This window comes from Variovorax sp. PvP013 (genome assembly GCF_050435945.1).
Lineage (GTDB): Bacteria > Pseudomonadota > Gammaproteobacteria > Burkholderiales > Burkholderiaceae_C > Variovorax.
This window is the reverse complement of sequence record NZ_JBNDLF010000005.1, coordinates 24,586-48,929: the sequence shown is the minus strand read 5'-3', so window position 1 is coordinate 48,929 and position 24,344 is coordinate 24,586. Positions and strand designations below refer to the sequence as shown.

Annotated in this window: 18 protein-coding genes; 9 read left to right on the top strand and 9 right to left on the bottom strand. The window is 72.7% G+C overall.

Annotated features, from left to right (window positions below):
• The first annotated feature begins 19 nt into the window (after positions 1-19).
• Complete coding sequence (locus ABID77_RS15105; protein WP_429597468.1) at positions 20-424, top strand: GFA family protein; 405 nt, start codon at positions 20-22, stop codon at positions 422-424.
• A 174-nt stretch (positions 425-598) separates the two neighbouring features.
• Here ABID77_RS15105 and ABID77_RS15100 read toward each other — a convergent pair whose 3' ends face one another.
• Positions 599-910: a hypothetical protein gene (locus ABID77_RS15100; RefSeq protein WP_429597465.1), complete on the bottom strand. Its 312-nt coding sequence runs from the start codon at positions 908-910 to the stop codon at positions 599-601.
• Between the two features lie 223 nt (positions 911-1,133).
• Between ABID77_RS15100 and ABID77_RS15095 the strand changes: the two genes are divergently transcribed.
• Together ABID77_RS15095 and ABID77_RS15090 are read left to right on the top strand one after the other, a co-directional pair.
• Entirely contained in the window at positions 1,134-1,421 is a 288-nt protein-coding gene (locus ABID77_RS15095) for a hypothetical protein (RefSeq protein WP_429597462.1), read from the top strand.
• A 143-nt stretch (positions 1,422-1,564) separates the two neighbouring features.
• On the top strand, positions 1,565-4,951 hold the full coding sequence (locus tag ABID77_RS15090; RefSeq protein WP_429597459.1) for a CheR family methyltransferase: 3,387 nt from the start codon (positions 1,565-1,567) through the stop codon (positions 4,949-4,951).
• 9 nt (positions 4,952-4,960) lie between these two features.
• Here the strand turns inward: ABID77_RS15090 and ABID77_RS15085 are convergent, their stop codons facing one another.
• Both ABID77_RS15085 and ABID77_RS15080 read right to left on the bottom strand, forming a co-directional pair.
• A complete protein-coding gene (locus ABID77_RS15085) occupies positions 4,961-6,376 on the bottom strand; it encodes a sigma-54-dependent transcriptional regulator (RefSeq protein WP_429597457.1) in 1,416 nt (471 codons plus the stop codon).
• Position 6,377: 1 nt separating this feature from the next.
• On the bottom strand, positions 6,378-6,674 hold the full coding sequence (locus ABID77_RS15080; RefSeq protein WP_429597454.1) for a histidine kinase dimerization/phospho-acceptor domain-containing protein: 297 nt from the start codon (positions 6,672-6,674) through the stop codon (positions 6,378-6,380).
• 188 nt (positions 6,675-6,862) lie between these two features.
• Between ABID77_RS15080 and rpoN the strand changes: the two genes are divergently transcribed.
• The 4 genes from rpoN to ABID77_RS15060 all read left to right on the top strand — a co-directional run bounded on the left by rpoN (position 6,863) and on the right by ABID77_RS15060 (position 12,673).
• On the top strand, positions 6,863-8,263 hold the full coding sequence (gene rpoN / locus ABID77_RS15075; protein WP_429597451.1) for an RNA polymerase factor sigma-54: 1,401 nt from the start codon (positions 6,863-6,865) through the stop codon (positions 8,261-8,263).
• A 191-nt stretch (positions 8,264-8,454) separates the two neighbouring features.
• Positions 8,455-8,883, top strand: coding sequence for a hypothetical protein (locus ABID77_RS15070; protein ID WP_429597448.1), 429 nt, complete (start codon positions 8,455-8,457; stop codon positions 8,881-8,883).
• Between the two features lie 98 nt (positions 8,884-8,981).
• On the top strand, positions 8,982-9,614 hold the full coding sequence (locus tag ABID77_RS15065; RefSeq protein ID WP_429597445.1) for a chemotaxis protein CheB: 633 nt from the start codon (positions 8,982-8,984) through the stop codon (positions 9,612-9,614).
• A 353-nt stretch (positions 9,615-9,967) separates the two neighbouring features.
• Positions 9,968-12,673, top strand: a complete 2,706-nt coding sequence (locus ABID77_RS15060; protein WP_429597442.1) for a CheR family methyltransferase — start codon at positions 9,968-9,970, stop codon at positions 12,671-12,673.
• A 48-nt stretch (positions 12,674-12,721) separates the two neighbouring features.
• On the opposite strand, the gene ABID77_RS15055 is transcribed toward ABID77_RS15060, so the two are convergent.
• From ABID77_RS15055 to ABID77_RS15035, 5 genes are all read right to left on the bottom strand, one after another.
• Positions 12,722-15,916, bottom strand: coding sequence for a chemotaxis protein CheB (locus tag ABID77_RS15055; protein WP_429597439.1), 3,195 nt, complete (start codon positions 15,914-15,916; stop codon positions 12,722-12,724).
• A 173-nt stretch (positions 15,917-16,089) separates the two neighbouring features.
• Positions 16,090-16,536, bottom strand: a complete 447-nt coding sequence (locus ABID77_RS15050) for a cupin domain-containing protein (RefSeq protein ID WP_429597436.1) — start codon at positions 16,534-16,536, stop codon at positions 16,090-16,092.
• A 181-nt stretch (positions 16,537-16,717) separates the two neighbouring features.
• Entirely contained in the window at positions 16,718-17,683 is a 966-nt protein-coding gene (locus ABID77_RS15045; RefSeq protein WP_429597434.1) for a Bug family tripartite tricarboxylate transporter substrate binding protein, read from the bottom strand.
• A 60-nt stretch (positions 17,684-17,743) separates the two neighbouring features.
• Positions 17,744-18,745: a Bug family tripartite tricarboxylate transporter substrate binding protein gene (locus tag ABID77_RS15040; protein ID WP_429597431.1), complete on the bottom strand. Its 1,002-nt coding sequence runs from the start codon at positions 18,743-18,745 to the stop codon at positions 17,744-17,746.
• Between the two features lie 67 nt (positions 18,746-18,812).
• Complete coding sequence (locus ABID77_RS15035) at positions 18,813-19,865, bottom strand: lactonase family protein (protein ID WP_429597428.1); 1,053 nt, start codon at positions 19,863-19,865, stop codon at positions 18,813-18,815.
• 117 nt (positions 19,866-19,982) lie between these two features.
• Here ABID77_RS15035 and acnA point away from each other — a divergent pair, with 117 nt between their 5' ends.
• Both acnA and ABID77_RS15025 read left to right on the top strand, forming a co-directional pair.
• Positions 19,983-22,679 (top strand): aconitate hydratase AcnA, encoded by a 2,697-nt coding sequence (gene acnA / locus ABID77_RS15030; protein ID WP_429597425.1) that lies wholly within the window; start codon positions 19,983-19,985, stop codon positions 22,677-22,679.
• 73 nt (positions 22,680-22,752) lie between these two features.
• Positions 22,753-23,670, top strand: coding sequence for a GntR family transcriptional regulator (locus ABID77_RS15025; protein ID WP_429597422.1), 918 nt, complete (start codon positions 22,753-22,755; stop codon positions 23,668-23,670).
• Positions 23,671-23,687: 17 nt separating this feature from the next.
• Here the strand turns inward: ABID77_RS15025 and ABID77_RS15020 are convergent, their stop codons facing one another.
• Positions 23,688-24,173 carry a Crp/Fnr family transcriptional regulator gene (locus tag ABID77_RS15020; RefSeq protein ID WP_429597419.1) on the bottom strand — a complete coding sequence of 162 codons (486 nt, stop codon included), beginning with the start codon at positions 24,171-24,173 and terminating at the stop codon, positions 23,688-23,690.
• Between the last annotated feature and the right edge of the window lie 171 nt (positions 24,174-24,344).

Here is a 24,344-nt window from a genome sequence, read left to right as displayed (position 1 = left end):
AAGGAGAAGGAGTATGGCCGTGACGATCCGATCAGGCGGTTGCTTCTGCGGCGCCGTCCGCTACACGCTCTCGGGCGAACCGGCGTTCGTCGCCCTGTGCCATTGCCGCGACTGCCGGCGCAGCGCCGGCGCCCCGATGGTGGCCTGGGCGATGTTTCCCGACGCGGCGCTGACCGTGACCACGGGCCAGCCCAAGACCATCAATTCGTCCGGCACCGCCATGCGCGGCTTCTGCGCCGACTGCGGCACCGGGTTGTTCTACCGCAACGCGGCCGTGGTCGCGGGCATGGTCGACGTGCAGACGGCGACGCTCGACGATCCCGAGGCACTGCCCCCGACGCTGCAGTCGCAGCTGGCCGAACGGCTCGGCTGGATGGCGCACATCGACGAACTGCCCGGCTTCGAGCGCTATCCCGGCGGTTAGAAGGGCTCGTCGCCCGACGAGCGACGAGCGACGATGCTCGGGTTCGGTCCACGACGGCGATGGTCGGAAGCGCCGGTCATCGGACGACGGCCGCCGAACTCGAGCCCTTTCGACTCGCGCGGGGAGACGTCCACCGGACGGCGGCCGGGCGGCGGCCGGGCGGGCGCCGGCGTGTCAATGCGACGTCGTGCGGCCCTCCAGGCCGCCCTCGCCGTGGCTCCGGTCCCGGCCCTGGCCCTCGTCCGCGTCGCTGCGCCGCAGCAGTCGCCGGCCTTCGGACGTGATGGCCAGGACCCGGATCACGCGGGACGCGACCGGGCAGTACCTGTCGTCGCCCCTGCCGTGCGGCACCGGCGGCACCTTGAGGGACAGGCCGGTGATCAGGCCGGCGGCCATGAGCACCCGCAGTTCATCGACTTCGTCATCGTCGCTCACGTTGTAGGGCAGGCGCAGTCGTGCGATCTGCCTGAGCTTTGCGATCGACATGGTGGTTCCTCGGCATGTGGGATGTGGGATGTGGCGCCTAGCGATGCGGCAAACGGCGTGCCAGGGCCGTCCCGTCCGCGACCGCCGGGCGGGACGCCGGGCACGCGCATTGCCCCTCCACGGGAACGCCGCCCGGCCTTCGCCCGTGTGAAGTCGCGCGCCATCCGCCATGCCACCCCGGGGCGATCGTCCGCGGACGGTCGCCCCGCACGAGGGCCCTTCCATGCCGCTGTCCCAGCACTACCATGCCGCACAGGCCCTGAGTCCCACGGCCGCCCGACTGGCGGCCCGCCTGCTCGACCTGTCGGTCGGCGTTCCTTTCGCGTGGCGGCTGTCGCTGCGCATGGCGCTGGTGGAGCGCGGCCGGCTGGCGCCGCCGTTCGACGCCCCCGACCTGGCGCCGCTGCGTGACCTCGTCGACACGCCGGCGCCCGAGTCGCCGCCGCTCGACCAGGCCCGCCGCTTCATCCGCGCGCTGTGCGCCGATCCCGCCGCGCGGCACGACCTGTGACGACGCACCGGAACCGCTCGCGGCGCTCCCCGGCGCCGCCTCGTCGCGCCGACGGCTTGCATGCGCGGCCCATTTGCGCGACAACCCCTGTGCCGCGTCTTCCCGCCCAGCGGCGCATCCACCGCGTCATTCGCTTCCTCCGCATGCCAGCCGTTCCCACGGATCGTCCCCCCGCCCCCGAGGTCGACGCCTTCGCCCCCCGCACTGTCGCCGCCGACGGGCCGGCCGCCCCGCACCGGGCGCCGCCGGTGCCGGCGGGCGCCTTCTTCCGCGAGCCGGCCGGTCTCGCCGTGCTGCGCGAGCGGCTGCCGGCGCTGCTGCGCCGCAAGGGACCGAACGACACGGTGCGCATCTGGGTCCCCGGCTGCGCCACGGGCGAGGAGGCCTGGTCCATCGCCATGCTGCTGAGCGAGTGGGCGCACGCGCTGGAGGCGCCGCCGGCGCTGCAGGTCTTCGCGACCGACGTGGCGCCCGAGGCCGTCCGCGTCGCGCGCGAGGGCCTCTACCCGGCGACGATCCGCGCCGACGTGGGCGACGCGCGGCTGCGGCGCTTCTTCGTGCGCGAGCGTGGCGCCGTGCGGGTGGGCCGAGAACTGCGCGAGATGGTGCTGTTCGCGGTGCACGACGTGCTGCAGGACCTGCCCTTCGCCCACCTCGACCTGGTGAGCTGCCGCCGCCTGCCCGCCGGCCTCGCGCCGCCGGCGCGGGCCCGGCTGTGCGACCTGCTGCATTTCGCCCTGCTGCCCCACGGGCAGCTGTTCGTCGGCGCCGCGCAGGCCCCGCCGGAAGACGCCGCGCGCTTCACGGTCGTCGACGCGGCGCACGGGCTGTATGCCAAGGCGCCGGCCCCGGTCTCCGCCCGCGCCGTCGCGCGCGCCTCGACACCGCCCCGCCGGGCACGGCCGCTGTCCGCCGACGCCGCCGCGCCGTCGCCACCGGCATCCGGGCCGCGCAGCGCCGGACGCGACGCGCCCTGGGGTCAGCTGCATCTGGGGATGCTCGAGCAGCTGGGGCCGCCGTCCATCCTGGTCGATGCCGCACACGACATCGTCCACCTCTCGCCCAGCGCCGGACGTTGGCTGGAACACCCGGCCGGCGAGCCCGAGCGCAACCTGCTGCAGCTGGTGCCGCAGGCCCTGCGCATCGAGCTGCGCGCCGCGCTGCACCGCGCCGCGAGGAGCGCCCGGCCGGTCGAGGTCCGCGTGGCCGGCGGCGCCCGCGACGGCGGCACGGCGCCGGACGCGCCGCTCGCGGTGCGCGTGGTGCCGTTGCGCGAGGGCTCGACGAGCCTCTACCTCGTGCTGCTGGGCGGGCCCGGGCCGCAGCCCGAGGCCATCGCGCTGCGGCCGGCGGCCGACCGCGCGGGCGCGGGCGAGCTCGACCGCGAGATCGCCGACCTGCGCGTCCGGCTGAGCGAGACGGTGCGGCGGCACGAGCAGTCGACGCGGGAACTCGTCGCCGGCAACGAGGAACTCCAGACCATCAACGAGGAGCTGCGCTCGGCCACCGAGGAACTGCGCGCCAGCCGCGAGGAGCTGCAGTCGATCAACGAGGAGTTCGTCACCGTCAACCGCGAACTCAAGGCCAAGGTCGACGAACTCGGGCACGCCAACAGCGACCTGCAGAACCTGATGAACGCGACGGCCATCGCGACCCTGTTCCTGGACCGGGACCTGCGCATCGTGCGCTACACGCCCACGGCCGTGACGCTGTTCAACCTCATCCCTGACGACATCGGCCGGCCGCTGGGCGACCTGACGCCGCACCTGCGCCATGCCGAACTCGTCGGCGACGCGGCGCGCGTGCTGGAGCGCCTGACGCCCATGGAGCGCGAGGTCGGCCTGGACGACGGCACGTGGTTCCTCGCGCGCCTGCTGCCCTACCGGACGATGGAGGACCGCATCGCCGGGGTGGTGCTCTCCTTCATCGACATCACCGAGCGCAAGCGCGCCGACGAGGTCAGCCAGTGGCTCTCGGCCGTGGTGGCCTCGTCGATGGACGCGATCATCAGCTTCTCGCTGCAGGGCGCGATCCTGAGCTGGAACGGCGGCGCCCGGCGCGTCTTCGGCCACGTCGCCGAGGAGATGATCGGACGGCCGCTGTCGACCCTGGCGTGGGACGGGCAGGCCGCCTGGTGCGAGGAGATGCTCGAGCGCGTCAACGGCATGCGCAGCATCGGCAGCCTCGAGACCCTCGGCCGCGCCCGCGCCGGCCACGCGCTGCACCTGGCGGTCACGGCCTCGCCCATCGTCAACGTCGAGGGCCGCGTGGTCGGCGGCACCGCCAGCCTGCGCGACATCAGCGAGGCCCGGCGCAACGAGGAGGCGCTGCGGCGCAGCCAGGACGAGCTGCTGCGCGCCCTGGCAGCCCAGGCCAAGGCGCACGTCGAGCTCGAACGCGCCGACTCCGCCAAGGACCGGTTCCTGGCGGTGCTCTCGCACGAGCTGCGCAATCCGCTGGCGGCGGTGATGACCGCCTCGGAACTGCTCGCCCGGCCCGCCCTGCCGGTCTCCGAGCAGGCGCGCGCCACCGCGCTGATCCAGCGCCAGGCACGCACCATGAAGCTGCTGCTCGACGACCTGCTCGACGTCTCGCGCCTGGCGGTGGGGCGCCTGGCGCTGCGCACGCGCGACGTCGACCTCGCCGAGGCGGTCGAGCCCGCGCTCGAGGCGGTCGAGGCGGCCCTGCGCGCGGCCGGGCACCGCCTGGTGCTGGACCTGCCGGCGGTGCCGGTGCGGCTGCACGTCGATCCGCTGCGCATCACGCAGGTGCTGGTGAACCTGCTGGGCAACGCCGCCAAGTACACGCCGCCCGGCGGCGAGATCGGCCTGCGCGTGCATGTCGAGCGCGACGTGCTGCATATGGTGGTGAGCGACGACGGCGTGGGCATCGCGGCCGAACGCCTCGACCAGATCTTCGAGCTCTACACCCAGGGACCGCTGGCCACGCACGCGCTCAACGACGGCCTGGGCGTGGGGCTGTCGCTGGCGCGCACCATCGTCGGCCTGCACCAGGGCACGCTCGAGGGCGCGAGCGAAGGCCCGGGGCGCGGCAGCCGCTTCACCATCCGGCTGCCCCTGCGGGTCGCCGCGGCGGCGCCACCGGCCGCGCCCGACGCCTCCGAGGTCCCCGGAACGGCCTCCCCCGTCCGGGCGCCGCGCGAGATCCTGGTGGCCGACGACAACGCCGACGCGGCCTGGGCGCTGTCGCAGGTGCTGCGGCGCGCCGGCCATCGCACGCGCGTGGCCGGTGGCGGCGCCGAGGCGCTCGCCAGCGCCGGCGCCCGGGTGCCGGACGTGGCGGTGCTCGACATCGGCATGCCCGACGTCGACGGCGTGGAGGTGGCGCGCCGGCTGCGCGCCGCGCCCGCCACCCGCGACATCGTGCTCATCGCCCTGACCGGCTGGAGCAGCGAGGCCGACCGCGCCCGCGCCGTGGCGGCGGGTTTCGACGCGCTGCTGAGCAAGCCCGCCGGCCTGCCCGAACTGCTGGCCGCCATCGACCGGGCCGCCGCCGCGCGCCGCGGGTGACGGCCCGACCTAGGCTCCGTACTCCTTGAGCCGGTTGTAGAGCGTCTTCATGCTGATGCCCAGGGTGGCGGCGGTGCGCTCCTTGTGGCGCTCGCAGTGGGCGTAGGTGGCGAGGATGACCTGGCGCTCCACGTCGGCCAGCCGGGTGCCCAGCGCGATGCGCAGCAGGCCGTCCGCCGCCGCGCCGGCGTCGGGCGCGTCCGCGCCCGGTTCCTCCGGCGGCACCGCCGGGGGCGGCGGCGATGACGCGGCCGGCGCGCGCACCGGCACCGGCCGCGGCAGCCACTCCTCGTCGATGACCTCGCCCGCGGTCATGACCCACGCGCGCTGCACCACGTTGCGCAGCTCGCGCACGTTGCCCGGCCACGGGCCGGCGCGCAGGCGCGCCAGCGCATCGTCGGAAAAACGCTTCTCGCGCCCTTCCCGCGCGCTCATGTCGGCCAGCAGGCTGCACGCGATCAGCCCGACGTCGTCCCCGCGCTCGCGCAACGGCGGCAGCGCGATCGGGAAGACGTTCAGGCGGTAGAACAGGTCCTCCCGCAACCGGCCGCGCTCGACCGCCTCCAGCGCGTCGCGGTTGGTGGCGGCGATGATGCGCACGTCGGTCTGCTGCAGCTGGGTCGAGCCCACGCGCATGAAGGTGCCGGTCTCCAGCACCCGCAGCAGCTTGACCTGCAGCTCCGGCGGCATCTCGGTCACCTCGTCGAGGAACAGCGTGCCGCCGTGGGCGCGCTCGAAGAAGCCCTGGTGCTGGCGCTCGGCGCCGGTGAAGCTGCCCCGCTCGTGGCCGAAGATCTCGCTCTCCACGAGGTGCGGCGACAGCGCGCCGCAGTTGACCGCCAGGAACGCCATGTCGCGCCGCCGGCTCATGTCGTGAACGGCGCGCGCGGCCAGTTCCTTGCCGGTGCCGCTCTCGCCGTGGATGAACACCGTCACGGCCGTGCCGGCCACGCGCGAGATCTGCCGGTAGACGCGCTGCATCGCCTCGCAGGCGCCGATGAGGTCGCCGAAGCGGCCGGTCTCGCGCCACTGCTCCGTGATCTGCGCCAGCTCCTCGCGCAGGCGCGACGGCCGGATCAGCCGCGACAGCAGTCCGCGCAGGTGCGCCGGGTTGACCGGCTTGACCAGGTAGTCGGCCGCGCCCATGCGCAGGGCCTTCACCGAGGTCTCGACGCTGGCCTGGCCCGTGATGAGGATCACCTCCGTGTCGCTCAGGAGTCCGCCGTGGTCGGCCAGCAGGTCGAAGCCGTTGCCGTCGGGCAGATGCAGGTCCAGCAGCAGCAGGTCGGGCGACTGCAGGGCCAGCAGGCGGCGCGCGGCATGCAACGAATGCGCGCTGGCCACGCTGTGCTTCTCGCGGACGATCAGCGCACTCAGGGTGCGCGCCGCATCCTCGTCGTCCTCGACGACCAGGATGTGCCCCATCTCAGGCGCTCCGGGCGTCGCCGCCTGGCGGAACGCAGCGCCGCGAGATTTCGCGCAGCTCGTGCGTCAGCGCGTGCATGCGCGCGATCTGCCGCTCCAGGACGGCGATCGACGCCGCGCGCAGTTCCGGGTCGGACGGATCGTCGCGCAGCAGTTCGACCGCCGCCGCCATGGTGCCCAGCGGGGTGCGCAGGTCGTGGTCGAACCGGCGCAGGAAGGCGACCACCGCGGGGTCGCACGGGATCGGCGGCGGACGGTCGCCGCGGTCGCCGGACGGTTCGGAAGGAAGGATCGGCATGGTCGGGAGTTTGCGACAAGCCCGATCCCTCCGTCCCGCCAACTCGGCGGCAAGATTTACGGCAAGTCTTGCCACCCGACTGGAGGCGGACCGGAAAAAATCGATTTCCTGAATACTTTAATGCTATTTTCTTACAAGGCATGGTCGTTGCGGTAGGAAGGAAGCCGCCCACCGCGGCGGAGCCCGCCATGAACGCCGTCAGCCTGCAACCCCGACTCGCCTCCACCGCCAACTTCTCGCCGCGCCTTCAGCACGCCGTGCGCCTGCTGCAGATGTCCACCCTCGACTACAAGCAGGCGCTGCGGGAGGTGGCGCTGGACAACCCGTTCCTGGAGGTCGAGGGCGCCGAGCCGGCACCCGGCGCCGACGAGGGCCCGGCGACGTCGGAGGCGGACGCGGAGATCGAGTGGGCCCGAGGGCTCGATCGCCTGGCCGGCGACGGGCCTCCGGCGCTGCGGCACCTGTCGCACGACGAGAGTCTCGACGTGCTGCAGCGGACGCCGGTGCGCGCGAGCCTGGCGGCGCACCTGCGCGCCCAGCTCGGCACGCTGCGGCTCGACCGGCGCGAACGCCTGTTCGCCGAACTGATGGTGGAGGCGCTGGACGACGACGGCTACCTGCGCGTCTCGCTGGAAGACCTGGCCGCCGACCTGGGCGACGAGGACCCCGCGCGCGCGATCGACGAGTTGCGCGCCGCGCTGGTCCGCGTGCAGGCGCTCGACCCGGCCGGCGTGGCCGCGCGCGGCGTGGCCGAGTGCCTGTCGCTGCAACTGCGCGACGTCGCCGACCCGCAACTGCGCGCCCTGGCGGGACGCATCGTCTCGGACCACCTCGAGCTGCTGGCCACGCGCCGGCTGTCGCGGCTGGCCGTGCAGCTGGGCGCCTCGGAGCGCGCGACGCGCGCGGCGGTCGACTGCATCCTCGGGCTCGACCCCCGCCCCGGCGCGCGCCACGACGACACGCACGCGCAGGCCATCGTGCCCGACGTGGTCGTGCACAAGGTCGGCGACGCCTGGCGGACGGCGTTGAACGACCGGGCCCTGCCCCGCGTGCGCCTGCACCAGTCCTACGCCGCCCTGTTCGAGCGCCATCGCGCCCAGGGCGACGTGGCGTTGAAGGACTGTCTCGAACAGGCGCGCTGGACCGTGCAGAACGCGGCGCAGCGCGTCGCCACCATCCTGGACGTCGCCACGGCGATCGTCGCGCGGCAGACACTGTTCCTCGACTACGGCCACCTGGCGATGAAGCCGCTGGGCCTGCGCGAGATCGCCGACGCCGTCGGCGTCCATCCGTCGACCGTCTCCCGCGCGGTCCACCACAAGTACCTGGCCACCCCCCACGGCGTCTTCGAACTGCACCGTTTCTTCTCGCGCGGCATGGCCCACACCAGCGGCGGCGCCAGCGCCCCGGCGGCGCTGCAGGCGCTGATCCGCGAGCTGATCGGCGCCGAGCGCCCCCACACGCCCCTGAGCGATGCCGCGCTGGCGCGCGAGCTGGCCCAGCAGGGCTTCCTCATCGCCCGGCGCACCGTCACCAAGTACCGCCAGGGCCTGAACATCGAGGCGGTCGAGCGCCGCCGGCTCGCCTGAGCCGAATTCCCCGCCGGTGCCGGTCGCCGGGGGACTTCCGGCGCGGGCCTCGCATGGAAGCAGCACCCGAACGCACCGTTCCCGTGAATTGAATCAATTCGTCCGATCCGCCGTCGTCTTCGTGAGGGACGGGTGCGCCATTTCGTAATTGGATTTCCAGTTCCTGGCGAAACGGACGTCGAATCGAATCGATGATCATTTCGGTAAAGGCGTATTATCCAATTCTGGAATTGACGATCCTCTCCGATCATGGAACCTTGCTCGATTCCTCCTCGACGCAGGGATCCGCCATGCCGATGAGATTGCTCGACCGACTTTCCAGGGAGACCCTGCCCTGCGGATTGACCGAGTCCCGGGACCTGTTCAACCTGCACATCCTCAAGGCGGCCGGTTATGTGCAGGCGACCATTCCGCTGCCGTACTGTTCCTTCGACGGGCGCTGGCATCGCGAGCCGGCGACGGTGAGCCGGCTCACGCCCCTGGGCCGTGCGGTGCTCGGCTATCTGAAGCCGACGTTCGCGTCCCGGGCACCGGCGCGAGATCCGGCCGCGACGGACGGCGCGGCCCGCATCGATTCGCCTGAATTCAAGATCCCTCCACGCGGCGGAAAAGACGCCTGAAACGCATTCCCGGACCGTCCGCGCCGTCCGGTCCGGCCTTTCCGGCGGTCGCGTCGCAGGTAATTCGATCCATCGACGATGGAGAAAGGCAGGATCCGATGAGAATTTCCCGCGACATCGTCGCCATTGGCGTGCTCGGAGAAAACAATTCCAGAAGCATGGAGAAATTGATCGCCGGTCTGCCGACGGATTTCCCGGCCTCGATCCTGATCGTCCTGCAGATTCCGGCGGAGGTCTCGACGCTCGAGAAGGTCCTGGTCGGGCAGGGCTCGCTGCCCGTCGTCCGGTCGCGCGAAGGGCAGGACATCCGGCGGGGTTGCGTCTACCTGGGGTCGTCCCATGCCAGCCTGGTGACGCGCCCCTGGGGGGTGCTCGGCCTGGAACCGGCCATGGCCAACGACCACCATCACTTCGCCGTCAACCGGTTCTTCGATTCCGCGGCGCACGTCTGGGGCAACCGGGTCATCGGCGTGCTGCTGAACCCGGAAAACGCCGGCCATGCGATCGGCCTGGCCGCCGTTAAAGCCGCCGGCGGCATCGCCGTCATCGAGGATGCGGAAGGCAACTTCGCGTCGTCGCTGGGCGACGAGGTCGACCCGGATGAATCGCATCGCCTGCTTCCCTCGCCCGCCATCGCGGACCTGCTTGCCAAGCTGGTCGAAATGCCCCAACCGAAGCTCGCGAGGCATTTCTCGTTCAAGAAGCGGCGTCAGCAAATCTACGATTGCTGAGGCCCTCCACGTCGAGACGTGGCACGCGGTGCGCTTGGCGATCCAGCCGCAGGATCACGACGGCCCGCGCGTCCTGGCGGGGACTTCGCGGAACGCCCCGGAAGCGCTGCTCGGCGCGGAGGGGCAGCGCGGGGGCGGGGTCGGCGCCCGCTGCGTCCATCGCGACGCCATCGAGCAGGTGGCGCCGCATCACCACCGTTGCCCGCCCCGGCTGCCCAGAGGCCTCCGGACGGTGGATTTCCTTCTGGCCGGCGACGCGGCCGGTCGCGCGGGAGCCTCGGCCGATGCGACGGAAGGTGCAAGATGGCGCACCGCCCGAACCCGTCACCTCCGCATCGAGGCCGCCCGCACCCATGAGCCCCACGCCCTCCGCCGACGCCGACGGCGATTCCCTCGCCGCGCTGCAGCCCAGCCTCCTGCGGTTCCCCGTGGTCGGTCTGGGCGGTTCGGCCGGCGGCCTTCAGGCGCTCATGAGCTTCTTCGAGCACATGACGCCCCGGCCCGGCATGGCCTTCGTCGTCATCCTGCACCTGTCGCCCCACCACGAGAGCAACGCGGCTCAGCTGCTGCAGCAGGTCACGCCGCTGCCGGTGCTGCAGGTCACCGACTCGGTGCCCGTCGAGATCGATCACGTCTACGTCATCGCGCCGCGCTCGGACCTGCAGATGAACGACGGCCACCTGCAGGTGCTGCCCCACGAACGCGCGATCGGCCGCGCGGTGGCGATCGACATGTTCTTCCGCACTCTGGCCCAGGTCCACCGGAAGCACGCGTTCTCCATCGTCCTCTCGGGCACGGGCAGCGACGGCGCCGTGGGCATCGCGCGGGTCAAGGCGCAGGGCGGCATCACGCTGGCCCAGGCCCCCGACGACGCTCAGTACGGCGACATGCCGCGCGCGGCCATCGCCACGGGCATGGTGGACCTGGTGCTGCCGGTCGCCGGCATGGGCCGGCGGCTGGTCGCGCTGTGGGCCAGCGCGCGGCGCATCCGGCTGCCGCGCGCGGAGGCCGGCGCGCCGCCGGCGCCCGCCGCCACGCCCGAGCAGCCGGTGCCGGCGCACCGCCGTGACATCCTTCTCAACGAGATCCTGGCCCTGCTGCGCGTGCACACGCGGCACGACTTCCGGCGCTACAAGCGCGGCACGGTGCTGCGCCGGATCGAGCGGCGGCTGCAGGTCAACGAGCTGACCGACCTCGGGAGCTACCGGGACTTCCTGCACGGCCATCCGCAGGAGGCGTTGCCGCTGCTGCAGGACATGCTCATCAGCGTGACGAGCTTCTTCCGCGATCCGGAGGCCTTCGAGGCCCTGGCCCGCGACGTCGTGCCCGACCTGGTGCGCCACGCCCTCCCCGGGGAGGCGGTGCGGGTGTGGGACGCGGGCTGCGCGACCGGCGAGGAGAGCTACTCGCTGGTCATGCTGCTGCGCGACGCCGCCGAGGCGCAGGGCCGGGCGCTCGACGCGCAGGTCTTCGCCACCGACATCGACGAGCGCGCGCTCGCGGTGGCGCGCCGCGGCATCTATCCGGGCGGCATCGCGGCGGACGTCCCGCCGATGCGGCTGCGGCGCCATTTCGTCAGGGAGCAGGATCGCTTCCGCGTCCAGGCCGGGATGCGCGAACAGGTCCTCTTCGCCAGCCACAACCTGCTGCACGACCCGCCGTTCTCCCGGCTCGACCTGGTCTGCTGCCGCAACCTGCTGATCTACCTGGAGCCGGGCGCGCAGGTCGGCGTGCTGGAGATGTTCCATTACGCCCTGAAGCCGGGCGGCCACCTGTTCCTGGGCGCGTCGGAGTCCGTGGACGTCGCCGACACCCTGTTCGAGACGGTCGACAAGCAGCACCGCATCTACCGGGCGCGGGACCGCGCCTCGTGGCGTCCGAGGTCGCCGGGACCCGCGGCGGTGCCGCGGATCGTCCCGCCGCCGCCGCCGGCGCCGGCGCCGGACCCGGTGCCGGTGCGCGTTCCGGTACGGCGCGGCGCCTGGGAGGGGCCGGCTGCCGACATGCACCTGCACGCGCTGCAGGCCGTGTCGCCGGCGAGCGTGCTCATCGACGGCCGGCACCAGATCCTGCACCTCTCGCCGACCGCCGGGCGCTACATGCGGCACGCGGGCGGCGTGCCGTCGAACGACCTGCTGCACAACGTCGAGACCGACCTCCGCCTGGAACTGGGCACCGCGCTGTTCCAGGCCGAACGCTCCCGCTGCCGCGTCGACGCCCGGCTGACGCGCGCCCGCGCCGACGGCGGCACCGCGCAGCTGCGCCTGACGGTGCATCCGCTGCCCGGCGAGGCGACGACGCCCGCGTCGATGCTCGTCGTCTTCGACGAGCCGGCGCTGCCCGACGACGCCGAGGGCGGCCCGGGCGCGCGCGACGCGCTGCACCAGGTCATGCTGGCCCATGCCACGCAGGAGATCCAGCGGCTCAAGGTCGACCTGCAGGACACGCTGGAGCGCTCCGCCCTGTCGACCGAGGAACTCAAGGGCGCCAACGAGGAGCTGCAGGCCATCAACGAAGAACTGCGCTCGGCCACCGAGGAGCTGCAGACGAGCAGGGAGGAACTCCAGTCGATCAACGAGGAGCTGACCACCGTGAACCAGGCGCTGCGCCTGAAGGTCGAGGAGCGCGGGCAGATCAACGACGACCTGCAGAACTTCATCACCGCCTCCGACATCGCCACCGTCTTCGTCGACAGCGCCCTGCGCGTCAAGCGCTTCACGCCGCAGGCGCGCACCGTCTTCAACCTGATCGCGTCGGACGCCGGCCGGCCGCTGACGGACATCACGCACCGCCTGGACTACGAGGCGCTGGAGCGCGACGCGCAGGCCGTCTTCGAGAGCCTGCGGCCGATCGAGCGCCGCGTGACGACCGACGACCGGCGCCACCTGCTCGCGCGCATCCTGCCCTACCGCACGGCGGGCGACCGCATCGAGGGCATCGTCCTGACCTTCGTCGACATCACCCGGCTGCATCTGGCCGAGGAGCGGGTGCGGGCCACGGAGGAACGCCTGCGCGGCGGCGCGGCGGCCGGTCCGGACGCCGCCGACGAAGCGTCCTGACCCGCCGCGCCCGGGGCCGCCCGCGCCGACCCGGACCGCGCGCCGGCCTCAGGCGCCGGCGGGCCCGCCGCGCCCGGTCCGCGTGGCGTCGAGCAGGTCGTCGACCCGCCGCAGCCGGTCCTGGCTCTCGCGCAGCTGCGCCTCGGCCCGGCGCCGCTCGGTGACGTCCACCACCATGCCGACCACGAACCGGCGCCCGTCGCGCAGCGCGCCGGGGGCGGAGGCCGAGAACAGCCAGTGCCGCGTCGCGCCGTCGCGCGTCGTCAGGTCGAACTCGGCGTCGAGCACGCTCACCTCGCCCTGGAACAGGCCCTGCATGTGATCGCGCACCCGATCGGCTCCGGGACCGTAGGCGCGGCCGAGCCAGGCGTCGAAGGTCGGGACGTCGGCCGGCGCGAAGCCGGTCAGCGCGGTCCAGGCCCGGCTGATCTGCAGCACCTGGCCGTCCTCGGCCTGCATGATCACGGGAATCGGCGCCTCCTCGATCGCGCGGCGGAACTGCTCCTCGCTCGCGCGCAGGGCCGCCTCGAAAGTCCGGCGCTCGGTGATGTCGACGAAGGTCATCACCACCCCGGCGATGTGGTCCTCCACCGTGCGGTAGGGCAGCACCCGCGCCAGCAGCCAGCGGCCGTCGGCGCGCGTCTCGCGGTCCACCGGCACCAGCGTGCGCAGCACCTGATCGGCATCGGCGGTGAGTTCCGGATAGTCCAGGCGGCGCTTGAGGTCGGAGATCGGCCGGCCGATGTCGCCGGCGATGAGGTTGAACAACGGCGCGGCCGAGGGCGTGTAGCGCTTGATGCACAGGGCGCGGTCGAGGAAGACCGTGGCGATCTGCGTGGCGCTCATCAGGTTGTGCAGGTCGGAGTTGGTGCGGCTGAGTTCCTCGACCCGGTTCCTGAACTCGGTGTTCAGGGTGGTGAGCTCCTCGTTGACGCTCTGGAGTTCCTCGCGCCCGCTCTCCAGCTCCTCGCCGGCGCTGTGCAGCTCCTCGTTCATGGCCTGCAGCTCCTCGTTGCTGGCCTTGAGTTCCTCGGTCGAGATCTCGTACTGCGCGATGGTCGCGCGCAGCCGGGCGCTGGCGCGCGCGAGCTCCTGCTCGAGCTGCGCGACGATGATCTGCGTGTCGGCCGCGGGCGCGATCGCGACCGTGGCCTCGTCGCCCGGACGCGCCTCCCGCGCGTCGAACAGGACCAGGAAATGCCCGGGCGCGAGTTCACCCGCCGGCGCGACCCGCAGCCCCAGCACCACCGCGGCGCCGGCCAGCGCCACCGTGCGGTCGCGGATCTCCACCGGATGGCCGCGCTCCTCGGCCGCCAGCAGCGCGGCGCGCAGGTCCAGGCGCAGGGCCGGCTGCACCAGACGCAGCAGGTTGCTGGTCAGTTCGCCCTCGGGAAAACGCAGGAAGCGGCTCGCGTTCTCCGACAGATGGACGATGTCGTGCCCGGCATCGACCAGCACCGACGCCGGCCCCCAGCGCCCCAGCAGGCGGAAGTGCAGTTCGCCGGCCGGCGGCAGGTCGCCCGACAGGCCCGCGGCGCGCATCGGCGCGGGCACCGCCGGGTACGCCATCAGCCCCTGGCCGGGCAGCGCCGTCGCGGGGTGGCGCATGTCCTCGTGCTGCTGCAGCACCCGATGCACCGCGTTGTCCTCGCGAGCGCCGGTGGTCGCCGGCAGGCCCAGACGGTCCGCCGGACGCTGCCGGTAGATGCGGTTGCGCTTGTCGAGCGCGGCGAACAGCGCGCTGTCCTCCGGCACCGTCTCCGACGATCCCAGGAACAGCAGGCCGCCGGGGTTGAGCGAGAAGTTGAAGATCTCGAAGCAGCGCGTCTGGGCCTGCCGGTTCAGGTAGATGAGCAGGTTGCGGCACGACAGCAGGTCGATGCGCGAGAACGGCGCGTCCTTGAGCAGGTCGTGCGTGGCGAACAGCACCATCTCGCGCACCTCGCGGCGCACCAGGTAGCCGCTGGGCACCTTGGTGAAGAAATTGCGCAGCCGCTCCTCGCTCACGTCCGCGGCGATGGATTCCGGGTAGAGCCCGGCGCGCGCGAAGCGGATGGCGTCGTCGTCGAGGTCGCAGGCGAAGATCTGCAGCCGGGGCGGGGCGTCGAGCCCGCGCGTGTGCTCCAGCAGCAGCATGGCCATCGAATAGGCCTCCTCGCCGGTCGCGCAGGCCGCCACCCAGAGGCGGAACACGTCCTCCGACCGCTTGGCCCGCAGCACCTCGGCGATGCGCGGCGCCAGCTCCTCGAAGGCCTCGCGGTCGCGGAAGAAATTGGTCACCGAGATCAGCAGCTCGGCCACCAGCGCCGCCGCCTCGCCCGGCCGGGTGCGCAGCACCTCCAGGTAGTCCGCCAGTTCCTCGACCCCGCAGACCTGCATGCGCCGCGAGATGCGGCGCACGACCGTCGCGCGCTTGTAGCAGGCGAAATCGCGTCCGGTGCGCGCGCGCAGGAAATCCAGGATGTCGCGCAGCCGCCGCTCGCCGTCGGCCGCCGGCTCCAGGGACGCCGTCGGCGGGCCGTCCTCCGGCGGCAGCCGCAGGCGCGATTCGCGCGCCCGGTAGTCGACGATGCGCCGCGGCATCTCGGCCACGCGCAGGACCCAGTCGACCATGCCGGTGCCGATGGCCGAACGCGGCATCGACGGATGCTCGGCCTCGCCCGGGTCCTGGGCGATGGTGAGGCCGCCGCGTTCCTTGATGCGCTTGAGGCCGTTGGCGCCGTCGCCGTCGCCACCGCTGAGCACGATGGCGGTGGCGTGCGGGCCGTGCGTGTCGGCCAGGGCGCGGAAGAACAGGTCGACCGCGACGCGCCGTCCCGGCTCGGACTGCAGGTCGGCCAGCCGCAGCCGGCCCTCCTCGGTCGTCAGGTGCTTGCCCGGCGGGATCACGTAGACGTGGTCCGGCGCCAGTTCGATCCCGTCCCGCGCGGTCTCGACCCTCATGGCCGTGGCGTTCTGCAGCAGCTCCGGCAGGAGGCTGTGGTGATCGGGCGCCAGGTGCAGGATCACGACGTACGCCGCGCCCGTGTCCGCCGGCGTGTGCTCGAAGAACCGGCCCAGCGCGGGGATGCTGCCGGCGGACCCGCCCAGGCCGACCACCGGCAGCTTCTGGAAGTCCGACGCCGGCACGGCAGCGTCGGTCTCGTCGCCGTGCGCCTGCTCGGCGGCGTCGGGGGCGACCCGGGGCAGGCCGTCGGCGCGCGGCGGGTCGGGAAGGATCTCGGGGGTACCGGACGTCGCCATCGTTGCTTTCTTTGCTTGCACGGATGCCGCGGCAAGAGCGCCGGCATCGCGATAGCGTACGGGGGAAAGCAGGCGCCGCGCGGCGGGTCGCGCAAATTACATCCGTCGCCGCCGCCGCCGGATGCGCGTGGCTCCCGGTCCTTCGCTCCGGCGGCGGGCCGGGGCGCACCGCGTCAATCGACCGGCGGCCCGACGAACTCGATCCCGTGCCGCCGGCAGGTTTCGACGAGCGCCTCGATCTGCTGCGGCGTCGGCTCGTCCTGGGGCGGCAGGCCCGGCGATCCGGCGGGCCGCGACAGGCTGCGGACCATGTCCTCGAACCGGCCCGTCGTCACGGTCAGGAAGCGCGCCTCCGGGGACACGACGCGCAGCGAATGAGGCACTCCGGCGGCGATGCGCACCGCCTCGCCCGGCGCCAGCTCCCGCACCTCGTCGCCCGTGCGCAGGCGCAGCCGCCCGTCCAGCATGTAGAAGCTCTCCTCCTCGTCGCGATGCACGTGCAGCGGCACGGCGAAGTCCCGCGCCATGTGGTGCTCGATCAGCGAGATCCCGTCGGCGCTGTGCGACTTCGACTGCAGGATCGTGAGGTGCGCGGTGGTGAACCAGAGATGCTCGGCCATGGCGGTCTCCGTGGGTGGATGGCGTGACGCACATTCTTGCCGCTCGGCGCGCGCCTGATAAGTCCTCCCCGGGGGAACGCGGTCGCGCCGGCGGCGCGCACGGCCCCGGTGCCGCGCGCTGTCGCCTGCCTCGACCACCGGGCCGGCGCGCGCGCCGCGGCGACCGGCACTCCGGGACGCCTCAGATCATTCCCGCCTTGGTCATTGTCGTGCGCAGGCTGGCGAATTCGTCCTCGACGAACTTGCCGAACGCGTCGCCGCCGAGCAATGCCGGCGTCCAGCCGTTCTGTTCCACGGCCTGCTGCCAGGCGCGCGTCTGCGTCGCCTTCACGATGCCGTCGATGAGCGCCTTGCGCTGCTCGGGCGTGATGCCGGGCGCGCCGTGGACGCCGCGCCAGTTGCCGATCACGACGTCCAGGCCCTGCTCCTTGAGCGTCGGCGCGTCGATGCCCGGCAGGCGGGTCTCGGAGGTCACCGCGAGGGCGCGCATCTTGCCGGCCTTGATGTACTCGCCGAACTCGGTGTAGCCGCTGCCGCCCACCGTGACGTTGCCGCCGAGGATCGCGGAGACCGCCTCGCCGCCGCCGCGGAACGCCACGTAGTTGACCTTGGTCGGGTCGACGCCGGCCGCGCGCGCGATCATGACCGCCGCGATGTGCTCGGTGGTGCCGCGCGAGCCGCCGGCCCACTTCACGCTGCCGGGGTTCGCCTTCAGCTGCGCCACCACGTCCTGCATGCTCTTGAGCGGCGAGGCGGTCGGCACCACGAACACCTGGTACTCGCTCATGAGCCGGACCAGGGGCGTCGCGGCCTGGAGCTGGGAGGCCTGCTTGCTCGCGAGGATGCCGCCGACCATGGTCGCCCCGGTCATGACGATCGCGTGCGGATCGCGCTTGCTGCTGCCGATGAACTGCGCCAGGCCGATGGTGCCGGAGGCGCCGCCCTTGTTCTCGTAGCTCACCGACGAAGCGAATCCCGCCTCCTGCATGGCCTTGCCGAGCGCGCGGCCGGTGGTGTCCCAGCCGCCGCCGGGGTTGGCCGGGATCATCGTCTTGATGTTGACGTCGGCGGCGGCGCGGGCCGCGAGCGGCAGCGCGCCGGTGGCCGACAGCGCCAGGAGGGTCTTGAGGAAGTCGTTGCGACGCATGGGGATTCCTTGGGTGGGAGGGTGGGTCTGCGGAAGTGGGCGGATGGGCGGGTGGGGTCTTCAGTTGTCGGGGGTGATCTTTCCCGCCTCCACGATCCGCCCGTACTGCACCGATTCGGTCCGGATGAAGGCGCGGAACTCGTCGATGCTCATGGGGGCGGGCTCGCCGCCCTGCTCGGTCAGCTTCTTCGCGAGCACGGGGTCCCGCAGGGCCTGCGTCACGGCGGCGTTGAGCTTCTGCTGCACGTCGGCCGGCGTCTTCGCGGGAGCGAACAGGCCGAACCAGTTGTCCAGGGCGTAGGCCGCCATCGGCTTGTACTCGGCGATGGCCGGGATGTCGGGCGCGAAGCTGGCGCGCCTGGCCGACGTGACGGCCAGCGCCTTCAAGCGTCCGCCCTTGATGAACGGCGCGGCGCCGGCCATGCTGACGAAGCTCAGGTCGACGTTGCCGCCGGCCACGTCGACCAGCTGCCCGGCCGACCCCTTGTACGGGATGTGGTTCATCCGGATGCCCGCCAGCGAATCGAACAGCTCGCCGTTGAGGTGCTGCGGATTGCCCACGCCGCTGGTCGCGTACGACAGCTTGCCGGGGTTCTTCTTCGCGTAGGCGATCAGCTCCTCGACGTTCTTCACCGGCAGCGCGGGATTGGCGACCAGCACGTTGGGCACGCGCGTGACCAGCGTGATCGGCGCCAGGTCCTTCTCCGGCGCGTACTGCATGCGGGCCTTGTAGACGAAGGGATTGATCGCCGTCTCGCCGGCCGAGCCGAGCAGCAGCGTGTAGCCGTCGGGCGCGGCCTTGGCGACGTAGCCCGCGCCCAGCATGCCGCTGGCGCCGGGCCGGTTGTCGACGACGACCGACTGTTTGAGCGACGCGCGCAGCTGCTCGGCCAGCAGCCGGGCCATGGCGTCGACGCCGCCGCCGGCCGAGAAGGGCACGACGATGGTGACGGTGCGCGCGGGGTAGTCCTGCGCGGCGGCGGTGGCGGGCACGGCCAGCAGCGCGATGCAGGCGGTGGCGGTGGCGGCGCCGATCAGGGCGCGGCGGTGGATCGAGGTCATGGCGGAATCCTGGGGAAAGGTTGGATGGGGCGGAAACGGGTCGTGCGGAAGCCGGGCTCGCGGCGTCTCAGGGAGAAAACACCATGCACACCGGACTGCCGAAGGCGACGCTCGCGCCGGTCGGCCGCAGCCGCCCGGTGTCGGCGTCGACGGCCAGCGTGACGATGGCGTCGCTGTCCTCGTTGAGGGCGAACACGAAGCGGCCGTCCGGGCCCGGCGTGAAAAAGCGCGGCGTGCGGCCCCGCGTCGGCGCCGCCTCGACGAAGCGCAAGGCGCCCGTGGCCGGGTCGATGGCGAAGACGGCGATGCTGTCGCAGCCCCGGTTGGAGGCGTAGACGAAGCGCCCGCGCGCATCGACCTGGATGCCGGCGGCGCGGCTGTTGCCGGTGAAGTGGTCGGGCAGGGTCGGCAGGATCTGGAACGGCGTGAGTTCCCCCGTTCCCGCCGAGAAGCGGCAGGCCGTCACGGTGGAATCGAGTTCGTTGACGACGTAGGCGTACGGCGCGCCCGGGTGGAACGCGAGGTGGCGCGGTCCGGCGCCTTCGCGCGTCGCCGTGAACGGCGTCGCCGCCGGCCGCAGCCGTCCGTCCTCGAAACGGAACGTGAACACGCGGTCGAGCCCCTTGTCCGGCACGACGACGAAGCGCCCGCCGGGGTCGAAGGGATTGAAGTGCGGCTTGGCCTGCCGCTGCTCCACGCGGTGCGGGCCGATCGGGCCGTCGAGCGTCACCCGTTGTTCGACCGCGCCGAGCGAGCCGTCGGCCTTTACCGGCAGCACCGCCAGGCTGGCGCCGAGGTGGTTGGTCACGATCAGGAAGCGCCCGGTCGGGTCCAGCGCCAGGTGCACGGGATTGCGGCCCTGCGTGTCCTGCCGGCCGACGAGGCGCAGCCCGCCGGTGGCGCGGTCGACCGCGAAGGCGCTGACCTCGTGCCCGTCGCCGTGCACGGTGTAGAGGAAGTCGCCGCCCGCGCTCAGGGCGAGGTACGACGGATTGACCAGGTCCCGCACGACGTCCACGGGCGTCAGCGTGCCGGTCGCGGCATCGACCTCGAAGATGCCGATGCCCTCGCCGCGCGCGTTGCGTTCGCGGGTGGTACGGCTGCCGACGTAGGCGTGCATGGAAGGTCCTTGTCTCGGGTGGATCGGTGGCTCGGCGGGATCGCGAACCCCTGCCGTGGCGGCTTGCGGGTTTGCACTGAATTGCATTTTATTAACTTCAAATGCAAAATTGCTCTCATGGAAAACACCGAGACGACCCCGCTCCGGCTGCACGCGGCCGGCACCGACTACCTGGCGACCGACCTCGTCGCGCTGTGCGGCGACCGGCTCGGCCGGCTGCCCGTGGTGCTGCGACTGCTGATGGAGAACGCCGCGCGCCACATGCGCGGCGCGGAGCGCGAGGCCGCCCTGGACGCGCTGCGGGCCTGGACGGACACGGGCACGAGCGAGGCGGAGATCGCCTTCCAGCCCGGCCGGGTGCTGATGCACGACACCACCAGCACGCCCGCGCTGGTCGACCTGGCCGCCATGCGCAGCACCCTGGCCGAGGCCGGCGTCGATCCGGCGGTGCTCAATTCCAGCCTGCCGGTGGACGTGTCGATCGACCACTCGCTGGCCGTGGAGGCCTTCGCCCGGCCGGACGCGCCGGCGGTCAACATGGCCTTCGAGATCCGCCGCAACGCCGAGCGCTACGGCTTCCTGCGCTGGGCGTCGAAGGTGCTGCGCGGCGTGCGCATCAACCCGCCGGGGACGGGGATCATGCACACCATCAACCTGGAGCAGCTCGCCACCGTCGTCGCGGTGGAGGCGCGCGACGGCGCGGCCTGGCTGGTGCCGGACATGATGATCGGCACCGACAGCCACACGCCCATGGTCAACGGCATCGGCGTGCTGGGCTGGGGCGTGGGCGGGCTGGAGGCGCAGACCGTGATGTTCGGCATGCCGACCATGCTGCGCATTCCCGACGTCGTCGGCGTGCGGCTCACCGGCGCCCTGCGCCCCGGCGTGCTGGCCACCGACCTGGCGCTGACCGTCACGCAGCGGCTGCGCGCCATCGGCGTCTCGGGCGAGTTCGTCGAGTTCTTCGGCCCCGGCGTGCCGACCCTGAGCGCGGGCGACCGCAGCGTCGTCGCCAACATGGCCCCCGAGTACGGCGCCACCACCGGATTCTTTCCCGTCGACCGCCGCACGCTCGACTACCTGGCGCAGACCGGGCGCGACGCCGCGCAGATCGAGCGCGTCGAGGTGCTGGCGCGCGCCACCGGCCTGTGGTTCGACCCCGCCGCCGAGCCGGTCTACACGCGCTCGATCCACGTCGACCTGGACGCCGTCGACATGCACATCGCCGGTCCGCGCCGGCCGCAGGACCTGCTGGGCTACGGCGAGGCACGGGCCACGCTGGCGGCCCTGGACTTCCGGCCGCGCGCGGGCGGCGCCGAGGCCGGTGCCGACGCGGAGGCCGGCGCCACGGCGGTCATCGCCGCGATGCCGCGCCACCCGGTCGCCATCGCCGCGATCACCAGCTGCACCAACACGTCGGACCCGCGCCTGCTGATCGCCGCCGGCCTGGTCGCGCGCAAGGCGCGGGCTCTGGGGCTCAGGGCGCCGGCCTGGGTCAAGACCTCGCTCGGCCCCGGCTCACCCGCCGCCGCCGACTACCTCGCGCGCGCCGGCCTGCTCGACGACCTTTCGGCCGTCGGCTTCGACATCGTCGGCTACGGCTGCACGACCTGCATCGGCAACTCCGGCCAGCTGCTGCCGGTGGTGCGGCGGGCCATGGCCGACGGCGCCGTCCACCCGGTCGCGGCGCTGTCGGGCAACCGCAACTTCGCCGGCCGCGTGCACCCGGACCTGGACCTGGGCTTCCTGATGTCGCCGCCGCTGGTGATCGCCTTCGGCCTGGCCGGCAACGCCGAGCGCGACCTGCGCGTCGACCCGGTGCAGGTGACGGCCGACGGCCGGGCCGTGCACCTGCGCGAGCTGTGGCCGACGCCGGAGGAGATCGACGCCGCGCTGGCCCGGTCGCAGGACCCGGCGGACTACCGCCGCGCCTTCGCCGTCGCCACCGCCAACCCGCTGTGGCACGCACTCGACGCGCCCGACACCCCGCTCTACCCCTGGGACCCGGCCTCCACCGCCCTGCGCCGCCCGCCCTTCGCCGCCCTGACCGAAGGCAGCCTGCTCGGCCGCTACACGGCCCATCCGCTGCTGGTGGTGGGCGACGACGTCACCACCGACCACATCTCGCCGGCCAGCGCGATTCCGCGCGACAGCGAGGTGGCCGACTTCCTGGTGGCGCGCGGCGACGACCGCGACGACCTGAACGTCTTCGCCTCGCGGCGCGGCAACTGGGAGGTGATGGTCCGCGCCGCCTTCCACAGCAAGACCCTGAAGAACCTCTTCGCCCCCGGCGCCCCGGTGGCGCACACCCTGCACGTGCCCAGCGGCGAGGTCGTGTCGCTGTGGGAGGCCGCGCAGCGCTACGGCGCCGCCGGCGAATCGGTCGTGCTGGTGGCCGGCGAGCGGTACGGCACCGGCTCGTCGCGCGACTGGGCGGCCAAGGGCCAGCGCCTGCTGGGCATCCGCGCCGTGCTGGCGAACAGCTTCGAGCGCATCCACCGGTCGAACCTGATCGGCATGGGCGTGCTGCCGCTGCGGATGCCGGCGGGGGTGACGCCGGTCACGCTGGATCTGCGGGCGGGGGATCGGATCGAGGTCGATGCGCGGGCGGAGGACATCGCGCCGCGCGGCGCCGTGGCCGTGGCGGTGCATCGCGTCGACGGGCGCGTGGAGCGCTTCGAGGCGACCGCGGCCGTGGAGACGCAGCTGGAAGTGGGTCTGCTGCGGGCCGGCGGCGTCATTCCGTCGACATTGCAGAAGATGGTCCAGCGCCATGGCGCATCGGCCGGCGTCGATGTCGCCGCCGCGCACTGAGACGCCTTCTCCGGCGTCGAGGCACATGACCCTGAATGGAGGAGGCACCGGCCGCATCGGACAATCCGGCCCCATGCGGACCGACCAATCCATCCCCTCCCAGATCCTCGACCTGATCCGCGCCGACGCCCTCCCCGCCGGCAGCCACCTGCCCGCGCAGCTGCTGGCCGACCGCCTGCGCGTCTCGCGCTCGCCGGTCAACGAGGCGCTGTCGCTGCTGGCCGAGAAGGGCGTGCTGCAGCGCCAGCCCAACCGGGGGTATTTCCTGGTCAAGCCGATCGGCGACGGCGAGCGCGGACTGGCCGACCGGCTGGGGCTGGACGAGTCGGGCGTCGTCACGCAGGTCTACTTCCGCATCGCCGACGACCGGCTGCGCGGCCTGCTGCCCGACGAGTTCTCCGAGGCCCTGCTCAAGCAGCGCTACGGCCTGACGCCGGCGCAGCTCAACGCGGTGCTCGGGCGCATCGCCAGCGAGGGCTGGGCGGAGAAGAAGCCGGGCTACGGTTGGGTGTTCTCGTCGATGCTGACCACGGCCGACAGCCTGCTGCAGTCCTACCGGCTGCGGCTGGCGCTGGAGCCGGCGGCCCTGCGCGAGCCCGGCTACCGGCTCGCGCCCCACGTCGTCGCGCGCTGCCGGGCGGCGGAGACGCACCTGCTCGAGGGCGGCATCGAGACCGACACGGCCGACCAGCTGCACGAGCGCGGCGTGCGCTTCCACGAGTCGCTGGTCGAGGGCTCGGGCAACGCCTTCTTCATCGACACCATCCGCCGCGTCAACCGCGTGCGCCGGCTGCTGTCGTACCGCTCGATGCAGGACCGCAGCCGCTACGTCGAGCACTGCCGCCAGCACCTGGGCCTGCTCGACCTGCTGGAGCGCGGACGCAACGACGAGGCCGCCGAGGCGATGCACGCGCACCTCTCCAGCACCCTGCGCAACGTGCAGAAGATCAGCGGCATCCTCAAGTCCGGCCCCGAGGGCGAATCGCCGTGACGCCGTGGGAGCGGCGGTCAGATCGCGCCGGGGCGCGACGACGGGCTCCTGCCGGCTTCGAGCGCCAGCAGCAGCTCGTCGGTGGCGCGCAGGCGGCGGCAGACCTCGCGACCCATGTTCATCTGGATCAGCGTGAACTGCGCCAGGTCGCGCTCGAAGAGCTCGATCAGGTCGCCGGGACCGATCTCGAAGGCGCGACAGTCCTCCAGCGCCGTGACCGTCGCGCTGCGCGGCTGCAGGTCCATCAGCGCCATCTCGCCGAAGCAGTCCCCCGGCCCCAGCTCGCCGAAGACGAAATCGCCCTCCGGCCGGTGGCGCGACACCGCGACGCGTCCGGTCTCGAGCACGAACATCCCGGTGGCCGCGTCGCCCTCGCGGAAGAAGGGCGCGCCGGCCCTCACCCGGTGCGCCCGCGCGCGTTCGACCAGGAAGTCGAGCGTCGATTCGTCGATGGCGCCGAAGATCGGCATGGCCTGGAGCAGGGCGATGCGATGGGGATGCATGGTGGGAGGGGTGCTGCTCGACCCATGCTAGTCCCGTGCGGGTCCGGCCATGACAGCGACAACCCGCAGGAAAGTCTCGTGGGCGGAAGATTCGGAGCCCGCCCGAGAATCGTTCGTCCCCGGGTGCCGGCCTCGCGACGCCCCCGCAGAGCCCCGGCGCCTTCCAGAAAT

Coding starts and splice junctions, on each gene's coding strand:
- ABID77_RS15060 (WP_429597442.1), top strand. CDS start 9,968: ATGAGCCCCACGCCCTCCGCCGACGCCGACGGCGATTCCCTCGCCGCG.
- ABID77_RS15045 (WP_429597434.1), bottom strand. CDS start 17,683: ATGCGTCGCAACGACTTCCTCAAGACCCTCCTGGCGCTGTCGGCCACC.
- ABID77_RS15035 (WP_429597428.1), bottom strand. CDS start 19,865: ATGCACGCCTACGTCGGCAGCCGTACCACCCGCGAACGCAACGCGCGC.
- ABID77_RS15090 (WP_429597459.1), top strand. CDS start 1,565: ATGCCAGCCGTTCCCACGGATCGTCCCCCCGCCCCCGAGGTCGACGCC.
- acnA (WP_429597425.1), top strand. CDS start 19,983: ATGGAAAACACCGAGACGACCCCGCTCCGGCTGCACGCGGCCGGCACC.
- ABID77_RS15050 (WP_429597436.1), bottom strand. CDS start 16,536: ATGGCCGAGCATCTCTGGTTCACCACCGCGCACCTCACGATCCTGCAG.
- ABID77_RS15055 (WP_429597439.1), bottom strand. CDS start 15,916: ATGGCGACGTCCGGTACCCCCGAGATCCTTCCCGACCCGCCGCGCGCC.
- ABID77_RS15070 (WP_429597448.1), top strand. CDS start 8,455: ATGATCATTTCGGTAAAGGCGTATTATCCAATTCTGGAATTGACGATC.
- ABID77_RS15085 (WP_429597457.1), bottom strand. CDS start 6,376: ATGGGGCACATCCTGGTCGTCGAGGACGACGAGGATGCGGCGCGCACC.
- ABID77_RS15095 (WP_429597462.1), top strand. CDS start 1,134: ATGCCGCTGTCCCAGCACTACCATGCCGCACAGGCCCTGAGTCCCACG.
- ABID77_RS15080 (WP_429597454.1), bottom strand. CDS start 6,674: ATGCCGATCCTTCCTTCCGAACCGTCCGGCGACCGCGGCGACCGTCCG.
- ABID77_RS15025 (WP_429597422.1), top strand. CDS start 22,753: ATGCGGACCGACCAATCCATCCCCTCCCAGATCCTCGACCTGATCCGC.
- rpoN (WP_429597451.1), top strand. CDS start 6,863: ATGAACGCCGTCAGCCTGCAACCCCGACTCGCCTCCACCGCCAACTTC.
- ABID77_RS15020 (WP_429597419.1), bottom strand. CDS start 24,173: ATGCATCCCCATCGCATCGCCCTGCTCCAGGCCATGCCGATCTTCGGC.
- ABID77_RS15065 (WP_429597445.1), top strand. CDS start 8,982: ATGAGAATTTCCCGCGACATCGTCGCCATTGGCGTGCTCGGAGAAAAC.
- ABID77_RS15040 (WP_429597431.1), bottom strand. CDS start 18,745: ATGACCTCGATCCACCGCCGCGCCCTGATCGGCGCCGCCACCGCCACC.
- ABID77_RS15100 (WP_429597465.1), bottom strand. CDS start 910: ATGTCGATCGCAAAGCTCAGGCAGATCGCACGACTGCGCCTGCCCTAC.